Genomic DNA, 8,038 nt, shown 5'->3' with positions numbered 1-8,038 from the left:
GGCAGCAGCAGCGCGTGGCCATCGCGCGCGCCCTCGTGCATGAGCCGCGCCTCATCATCTGCGATGAACCCACCGCCTCACTGGACGCAAAGAACGGCACCATGGTGATGGAGCTCTTTGACACGGTCGCCAAGGCTCCAGGTCGCGCCGTCATCATCGTCACTCACGACAACCGCATTTTCTCCCACGCCGACCGCATCGCCCAGATGGACGACGGCCAGATCGTGGAGGTGCATGATGTGGACAAGAGCCGTCCGCCGGAGCTGCATCACTGAATTTTCTGCCACCCCCTCTCTATTTCCATGAACCGGATCTTTAGCAACCTGGTCAAGTACGCCACCTTCGCCGGGGCCGCCGCGGGATTTCTGGGCATCAGCATGGTGGTCATGCGGATCCAGGCTGGCGAGTCCCGTCAGGCCCCGCCGCCGCCCGTGGCTCCGCCGCAGAAGCCTTATGCCAGCACCGTGGCTGCGACAGGCATTCTGGAGGCGCTCAGCGAGAACGTCGCCATCGGCGTGCCGGTGGCCGGGCTGGTCACCGAGGTGCCGGTAAAGGTGAATCAGTCTGTGAAAGCCGGTGGCTTGCTCTTCAAGATCGATGACCGCGACCTGCAGGCCCAGAAGGTGCGGCAGGATGCCTCCGTGGAGGTGGCCCGTGCCAAGGTGGGCGTGCAGAAGGCCAACCTCGCCAAGGTTCAGGATCAGCTGGATCGCGTGAAGTCCGTGCCGGACTCCCGGGCGCTCAGTGTGGATGAGATTCGCGCTAGGGAGAATGAGGTGGCGATCGGCAAGGCCCAGCTTCTGGCCAGCGAGGCAGAACTCACGGCCGCCCTCGCCGAGGTGAAGCAGACCCAGATCATGATGGATCGCCTCCACGTGCAGGCTCCTCGGGATGGGGTGGTGCTGCAGGTGAACATCCGCGCCGGTGAGTTCGCCACCAACGTGAAGGACTCTCCCGTGATGGTGCTGGGGGATCTGGAGAAGCTCCAGGTGCGGGCCGATGTGGATGAACAAAATGCTTCCCGCATTCGCGAAGGACAAAAAGCGACCGCCTTCATCAAGGGCGATACGAAGACGGCCATTCAGCTCGATTTCCTGCGTGTGGAGCCCTACGTCATCCCCAAGGTCTCGCTTACCGGCTCCAGCACCGAGCGTGTGGACACCCGGGTGCTCCAGGTGATCTACAGCATGAAGCGGCCCGATGGCGTGCCGGTTTATGTGGGGCAGCAGGTGGATGTCTATATTGAAGCCGCCAGTTCTGATGCGTCCTCCGGTGAGGTGGCCAAGGGGCAGCCTGCGAAGTGAGTCGGTGGGGGAGCGTGGATTCTCTGTGCGAATGTGCAAAAACGCACTTTTGAGTTTTCATGATCCAAGGCACCCACTAGTGTTTGCGTCATGCAATGGCGCATGCGTATTCCGTTTCCGGCCAGTGGACTGTGGGTGTGGGCTCTGTTGGTGAGCCCGCTGGCCCTCGCGCAGAGCGAGCAGGACTGGAATCTGGAGGGCGGGACCGTCTGGAAGTCCAAGACCCTCTCCGTGGGGCGCTTCTTCCAGATGGGCATAAACGGCCAGTCCACGCCCTACCGGACGGCCATGGACGCGGTGGAAAAGGCGGCCAAATCCGGCGGCAACACCGACGGTGAGACGCCGGTGGACGGACGCCAGTCCCAGCTGGGGTTCGACGTGCGTCCTTTCAAGGTGGAGCGTCAGGTGCGCCGGGATGACAAGCGCAATGCGCTGCTCGTCATCGACACCATCTCCAACACCCAGTCGCAGGAGAACAACCTCCAGCTCGACTACTCCACGCCAGTGGGTAGCCAGGGCGGGGTGAGATTCAGCGGGACGCTCAGCCAGAGCGGCGAGATGCGGGATCTGGGCAATGGCCTGCCGGATGGGACGTGGTCTGCCATCGTCATGGCGGAGAAACAGGGCACCCCTGCGGTGCCACTCTTTATCTGGGGTCAACCGGATGCTGCCTGGCGGGCCGTGTTGCAGGATTCAGGATCCACGCTGCGTCTCCGCTATGAGGGCGTGGTGCCAGCCAATGGGAAGGTGGCGTTTCTGCACTGGATTGGTACCGCCGGTCTGGACGCTAAGGTGAAGCTGGAGCGGACCTTCGATCTGTTCATCAAGGACGGTAAACTGATCGAGCCCGGTGTCTCTGCGGAGGTCGCTGCTCTGGTGGTGAACTTCAAGCCCTCCTCTCTGGGAGCGACCACCACGGAGGGCGGTGCGCCAAGTTTCCCGCGCACCGGTCGGCTGCTGGCTCTGGATGCGCTGACCGGAAAGCTGGACATCAAGCGCACGGACAAAGGGCTCCTCTGGATGAGCAAGGACGAGCAGATCACCGGTGACATCTCGGTGGAGAAGGTGGTGCTGAATCTGGCCTCGGGTGAAAAAGAGGTGCCGCCTGCCAACATCGCGGCCCTCCGGGGTGGCGCTGGGCGGGGCAGGGATCATCGCCTGTATCTGCGGGACGGCTCCGTGCTGACGGGGCGGGTTCGTTTGATCAAAGGGGCTCTGAAAGGGGACCTGGGCGAACTCGCGCTGGATGCGGATGCGATGGAGTTGCTCACCTGGCCGGTCTCGACCGAGGACGGTCGCGTGCCCGAGACCGCGGCCGAGTTCGTGCAGTACATGGACGGCTCTGTGCGTTGGCTCGCCAAGGGTGAACCCGTGGCCATGGACTTGGTGGCCTCGTTTGGGAAACTCAAGATCAGCAGTGATGAGCTGTGGACCCTCGGCCGTCGCACTGATCCTCCCTACTGCATGGTGGCCACCCTGACGGATGGCAGCCGTATCCAGGGCGTGGTGGGAGGTGGCGCGATCCGTCGCGAGGTGGTGGGCGATGGCCCCTCAGACATCGCTCTGCCCCAAGTGGTGCGCTGGGGCGCGGTGGAGGCGGCATTGAAAGAGATGACCGGCGGACCGGAGCAGAAGGAGAGTGCCAAGCCCAGCACGGGAGATGCGCTCAATCAATATTGCTGGATGCGGGACGGATCCCTGCTGGTGGGCGCGCTGCAGGAGGACGAGACCCTGCGCGTGCGGACCAGCACCGGGGTGCTGAGCCTGAAGCCGGAGGCTGTGGCCCGCGTGTTCTGGGACTTCGGCGCAGGCAGTGAGGCCGCTCTGGAGCTGGGCAACGGCACCAAGGTACGCGGGGAAATATTGAACGAAAACCTCACCTGGAAGCTCGACAAGCAGACGGTGTCCCTGCCAGTGGGGCTCATCACCGAGATCGTCCGGAAGGCCAAGTCCTAAACCCTGACGCACCACGCGATCCACCCGCAACCGCTCTTTACGTCGGGTCGCCCGCACACAACTTTAGACATTACCCCCATAGCATGCACATGACGCAGTGGATGAAAGGCGCGGTCGCCGCAGGACTGGTGTTCTGTGGCAGTCTCGCGGCAGCGCACGCCCAGCTCGGCGGTCTGGTACCCGTGAACCCGCAGCCCCGCACCGACAAGCTGGGCAACGACTGGTACGTGGAGCAGAACGGCATGATCTCCCGCCAGGGCGGGGGCAACTCCATCTTGAGTGGAGCCATGATGCTCATGGTGGGGTCTGAGCAGTTCTACTGCAATCAGCCCATGGGCACCTCCGACGGGAAGGAGATGGTGCTGATGGGCCAGCAGCCCATGCAAGGCCTTCAGGTGACCCGCTATGTCCGCATGCTGGAGAAGGAGGGCGGCATGCGCTTCATGGAGATGTTCACCAACACCTCCGGTCGCGACATCGTGACCAGTGTGGAGATCCGGCACAACTTCAGCGGGCAGGTGAAGAGCATCGTCACGGATGCCGCCCGGGCCAACAATGGCACCTTTGAGAAAGGGGAGAGCGGCATCGCCATCGTCCCCGGTTCCACCAACTACCGGGGCTATCTCTTCACTGCCTGTGCTCCGCGGAGTTCGGTGAAACCACGTATTGCTTCGCAGAACCAGTACCAGATGTCGTTTTTCTACAGCATCACGGTGCCAGCGGGGAAGTCGGCCTCGATCCTGCACACGGTGACGCAAGCCAAGCTGTCCCTGCGTCCCGATGCCGCAGAGCTGGAGAAACTCTTCCGCCCCTTCGCGCTGGTGCGGTTTCTCCGTGATCTGCCCAAGGGCAGCGGTTCGACTCTGGTCAACGTGAGATCCACCGGCACGGGGGCTTCGGACTTGGCCTCGTGGTTCCCGGAGGAGATTCTGGGCATCAAGCGTGAGGCCGTGGATGTGCTGGCCATGGGTGAAGGCACGCGTCTGCGGGGGCGGGCCACCTGCGGGCAGCTCACGCTCAATCATCGCCTGGGCAAGGTGGTCGTGCCATGGGCGCAGGTTGTGGCGCTCACGGGCGGACGATTCGAAGGCAAGGAGAGCCGCCTCTATTTGAGTGATGGTCAGGTGCTGCGAGGTGAGCTGGAGACGGAGGAACTGAAGTTCTCCCTGAGCAGCGGCCTTCAGATGTCGCTGAAGATGGCGGATGTGGATCGTCTGGTCATGGGGGCGACGACGGCCGCCGGAGCCGTGGAATGGCCGAAAGGCGTGGCCGCCTTGATGGAGACGTGGAACGGCGAACGCTGGGCCATGCGCGACTCCAAGCCGCCCGAGATGACGCTCGCCACCACCTGGGGGGTGCGCAAGGTGGCGCTCAATGACGTGGCCGCACTCACCTCGAATGCCGAGGAGGGCGCTGCCCCCAGTGTGACCTTTAAGGACGGCTCCCGCCTGCGGGTCTGGCTGGGCAGTCAGGGAGAGTTCAGCTTTGCCACGGCGCAGTTCGGCGCGCAGACCATCCCAGGAGTTCAGGTGCGCTCGCTGGTGGTGGCGGCGACCGGGCCGCAGGTATCAGAGGAGAGCCGTGAATCGGACGATGGCGAGCCCGCCACCAGCTTCGTGGATCTGGCTGGGGAGCAGCGTCTGGTGGCGGCTCCAGCGGACCCCATTTGGCACATCGTCACTTCCGGCGGCGTGGTGCCTTTGGACCCAGCCAGCATCAAGGAGATGCGCAACGTGTCCGAGGATGTGCCAACGACTGGCACGGATGACTCGGCCTGGTTCCAGATGGATCTCTGGGGCGGGGGCACGGTGATGGGCCAGTTGCGCGAGATGGTTCTGGCCTTCCAGGTGGGAGGTGGCTCCTGGCAGCTCCCGGTGAAAGAGGTGGTCCGCGTGGTCAACCCGGTGCCAAAGATCGCCGACAGCACCCTGGCCCGGATTGGCCAGCTGATCCGTGAGCTGGGGAACGACGACTGGAAAGTGCGCGAGAAAGCCAGCGCGGAATTGACCATCTTCGGCGAGATGGCACGCACCTCCCTGCAGGAGGCCTTCAAGCAGAGCGAGGATCCCGAGGTGAAGCGCCGGATCGAGGGCATTCTGGGCGATCTGGAATAAGGCCGGGAGGCGATTTGCCATAAATTGCATCGACTGGCTGCCGCCATGCTCTCAGAAAGACAAGACAATCGCCCCCCAGCCGTATAGACTCTTCAAAGCCAGTGTTTTTTGCATGACTGAAACACCCCCAGCTCCCGCGCTCACTTTCGCCAATGCCGCCAGTTCGCTACAAGGGCGGCTGGTTCTCCGCAAAGGGCTGCTGCACCTGCTCCAGACCTGGAAATATGCGGCCGGACTCCTCGTCCTGCTGCTGGTGATCCGTCTCTTCGGCCAGGGCTGGGCAGGGGCCACCGTGGGCCTCATTGCCCTGGGGCTCTGGATTCTGGGCAGCTTCGGCTGGGCCTGGTACAAGCGGCCCGCACCGTATGCCGCGTTTTCGTACTGGGACCGGCAGACCTCCCGCAGTGATGCGTTTGCCAACGGATGGTGGTTCGAGGGACAACCCCAACTCACGGAAGGGCAGCGCCTGCATGTGGAGCGCAACCGCCGCCAGTTGCCGGAAGCCCTGGGGAAACTCGGGCGCGACATCCCGCTGCCGGACGTGCGCTGGCTGCCACTGCTGCCCGTGGCGGCACTTGCCATGATGTTTCTCCCTTCCGGGGCCGTGATCGGCCTGCCGGACCCTGAGCTGACGGCGGAAGGCCGACGTCTGGCCGTGGAGCAGGGGCGCGAACTGGCGGAGAAAAAGCTGGACGTGGACAAGATGCAGGCCCTGACCGAGCAGGAGAAGAAGGATGCTGAGGCCCTGCAGCAGAAGGTTCAGGAAACCGCGAAGGCTCTGCAGCAGGACTCGGCCAAGACCGCCCGCGATGTGCTCTCCGAGCTGGAGAAACGCGCCCGGGAGGCGGAGCAGCTGGCTGAGAAGCTCAAGGCCGGGGAGGATGCCTGGGCCTCCGCCCAGATGGTGGCGGAGATGCGCAAGCATGCGGACACCGCGGAACTGGGCGATGCCGTGGCCAACAAGTCGGCGGAAAAGACCGGGGGCAAGGCCCAGGATCTGGCAGACAAGCTGCGTGACCAGAAGCTGACGCTGGAGACCAAGGAACGGTTCGCGGAAACGCTCAAGGAGATCGGCAAGGCCTCCGAGGCGGAGGACAAAACCCGCACCGTGGGGCAGCATGTGCTGGGCGCGGATCGCAATCTTTCCCAGGCGCTCCCCAAAGAGGCGGGGGATGAGTTCCAGTCCCTGGCCGACAAGATGAAGACCCTGGCTGCGCGGGAGAAATCACGGGAGCAGCTGGAGAAGCTGGCCCAGCAGCTCCGCCAGTCCGGCAGTGATATCGCCGGCCAGAGCGGACAGGGGATGAAGCAGCTCGCTGGATCCCAGGCGCAGCAGAATCAGGGTGCTCAGGGGCAGCAGAGTCAACAAGGGCAGCAGGGCCAGCAACAGATGATGACCATGCAGAATGCGCCGCAGATGCAGCCCATGCAGATCCCGGGCCTTTCGATGGCACCTCCCGGGAGCAATCCCCAAGGGGGCTCCAACCAGGGGCAGCAGCAGCAGATGGGACAGATCAGCCCCGTGCCCGGCACCGGCCAGCCCATGGCCATCGTGCCTGGGGCCAACCAGCCTCCCGGTGGAGGCAACAGCGGCAACAAACCGATGCTGATCGCCCCCATCCCGGGCATGACGCCCGGTCAGCAGCCTGGGGCTGCCGCCATGCTGGGTTCCATTCCGGGGGCCAATCCCGGCGGACTGCAGGCGGGCAATGGCACCGCAGCGATGGGGAACACGCCCACCGCCCAGACCAAGGCAGGTGTGCAGGCCACGGTGGATGCCCAGCGCAATTCTGACGGAGCCTCCTCCGTACGGGCGGTGGAAGGGCAGGCCCGCAGCGAGGCGGCCGGTCGCAAGGCTGAGGCCACCACCCTGGAGTCGATCGCCGCAGAAGAGAACGCCCTGGATGACCAGGCTCTGCCCCCGGCCCGCCGCGAGCAGGTGCGACGTTATTTCACAGAACTGAGAAAGCGGTTTGAGAAGGGCAACTGAAGCCGTGCCCGCCATCGAATTCCTCCTACCTTCCCACCTCCTTTTCCTTTCCATCCTGAAGAAACATGAGTGACGACCTTTCCTCCGCCAGCAGCCAGAACCAGAGTTCCAAGAAACGTCCTCCAAAAAAAGGTGGCAAGCCCGATGGACTGACCGGCGGTGGTGAGTCCGGCTCCCTCTCTGACGAGGTGCCGATCGAAAAGGCCGAGGCCCCCGCGAATGTCATCGACATCCGCACGCTGCCGCACCGTCCGCTGGAGGAGGAGCTGGAAGGCTTCCGGACCGTTTTCAGCAAGCTGAAGACGGAGATCCAGAAAGCCATCGTGGGCTATGACGACCTGCTTTCCGATACGCTGCTGGCCATCTTCTCCGGCGGTCACGTCTTGCTGGAGGGGGTGCCCGGTTTGGGCAAGACCTTCCTGGTCCGCGTGCTCTCCCAAGTCGTCGGTCTGGAGCCGGGGCGCGTGCAGTGTACGCCCGACCTCATGCCGGCCGACATCCTCGGCACGCACATTGTGAACGAGGACTCGCATGGTCGCCGGGTGCTGCACTTTGAGAAAGGGCCGGTTTTCAAGAACCTCCTTCTGGTGGATGAGATCAACCGCGCCACGCCCAAGACCCAGGCGGCCCTGCTGGAGGTGATGCAGGAGCGGGCGGTGACCACCGGTGGCGAG

At 64.0% G+C, this 8,038-nt stretch carries 6 protein-coding genes; all 6 read left to right on the top strand.

Going from position 1 to position 8,038, the window contains the following annotated elements:
• Nucleotides 1-275 (top strand): ATP-binding cassette domain-containing protein (locus tag BV106_RS25905; protein ID WP_038169578.1); only part of this gene is annotated, 275 nt, incomplete at its 5' end.
• A 27-nt stretch (nt 276-302) separates the two neighbouring features.
• The gene (locus tag BV106_RS25900) at nt 303-1,304 is read left to right on the top strand and encodes an HlyD family efflux transporter periplasmic adaptor subunit (protein ID WP_051946338.1); all 1,002 of its coding nucleotides are present in this window, start codon (nt 303-305) and stop codon (nt 1,302-1,304) included.
• 102 nt (nt 1,305-1,406) lie between these two features.
• On the top strand, nt 1,407-3,260 hold the full coding sequence (locus BV106_RS25895; RefSeq protein ID WP_265596072.1) for a hypothetical protein: 1,854 nt from the start codon (nt 1,407-1,409) through the stop codon (nt 3,258-3,260).
• Between the two features lie 83 nt (nt 3,261-3,343).
• Nucleotides 3,344-5,374: a hypothetical protein gene (locus tag BV106_RS25890; RefSeq protein WP_038169576.1), complete on the top strand. Its 2,031-nt coding sequence runs from the start codon at nt 3,344-3,346 to the stop codon at nt 5,372-5,374.
• Nucleotides 5,375-5,486: 112 nt separating this feature from the next.
• Nucleotides 5,487-7,364, top strand: coding sequence for a hypothetical protein (locus BV106_RS25885; protein WP_038169575.1), 1,878 nt, complete (start codon nt 5,487-5,489; stop codon nt 7,362-7,364).
• 65 nt (nt 7,365-7,429) lie between these two features.
• The coding region (locus BV106_RS25880) for an AAA family ATPase (protein ID WP_265596071.1) at nt 7,430-8,038 on the top strand (609 nt) is incomplete at its 3' end.

Source organism: Verrucomicrobium sp. BvORR106 (assembly GCF_000739655.1).
Lineage (GTDB): Bacteria > Verrucomicrobiota > Verrucomicrobiia > Verrucomicrobiales > Verrucomicrobiaceae > Verrucomicrobium.
Note: the sequence above shows the minus strand (reverse complement) of the source record. Positions and strands in the feature narration are given on the sequence as shown.

Excerpts from the sequence above, each read along its gene's own strand:
- BV106_RS25890 (WP_038169576.1), top strand. The coding sequence starts at position 3,344 with ATGCACATGACGCAGTGGATGAAAGGCGCGGTCGCCGCAGGACTGGTG.
- BV106_RS25900 (WP_051946338.1), top strand. The coding sequence starts at position 303 with ATGAACCGGATCTTTAGCAACCTGGTCAAGTACGCCACCTTCGCCGGG.
- BV106_RS25885 (WP_038169575.1), top strand. The coding sequence starts at position 5,487 with ATGACTGAAACACCCCCAGCTCCCGCGCTCACTTTCGCCAATGCCGCC.
- BV106_RS25895 (WP_265596072.1), top strand. The coding sequence starts at position 1,407 with ATGCGTATTCCGTTTCCGGCCAGTGGACTGTGGGTGTGGGCTCTGTTG.